A 605-nucleotide genomic window follows, 5' to 3' on the forward strand; every position below is an offset into this window, starting at 1 on the left:
TTATGTTTCAAAGGTAGAAAATGGCAGTATATGGATGTGTGATAAAGGGGAGGGAATGGTTTATGCATTGACACCTGATTACAAATGTTTGCGTGATATGGTCTTTTATCAATATTGGAATTACTTTGAAAAGATCGCAGTCAATAACATCCCTTCTGCCTCCCCATATTATGGTAATTTGGGCGTTCTAGCATGGGCTGGGCACTCTAATTACTGGCATTGGTTACACGATACACTGGGGCGTTATCGTTTGCTGCAGCTCAGCGGCTTTAAGATCGATAAGTATGTCCTACCGCTTATGACATTGCCATTTCAGCGGGAAACGGTTAAAATGCTTGGCATCCCTGAGAATAAAATCTTACAAATCCCCCCTGGAAAGCACCTGAAAGCTGAAAATTTGATATTGCCATCCGTTCCATTTAACGCAGGAACATGTGTGAAATGGACAATTGAATTCCTCCGGGACTCATTTCTTAAATCAAAATCCCATCCAAGTTCAAGTGATTTTGAACGTATCTATATTAGCCGGGAAGACGCCTCGTGGAGAAAGGTTGCCAATGAACCCAAACTTATGACACTTTTGACTAAAAAGGGATTCAAAAAGA

The 605-nt window shown here is 41.0% G+C and carries 1 protein-coding gene; it reads left to right on the forward strand.

The genetic code is table 11. The features are described 5' to 3' along the window. Positions 1-55 precede the first annotated feature (55 nt). Positions 56-605 (forward strand): glycosyltransferase family 61 protein (locus AC3G7N_RS21720; RefSeq protein ID WP_489424205.1); only part of this gene is annotated, 550 nt, incomplete at its 3' end.

This window comes from Virgibacillus carmonensis (genome assembly GCF_057836705.1).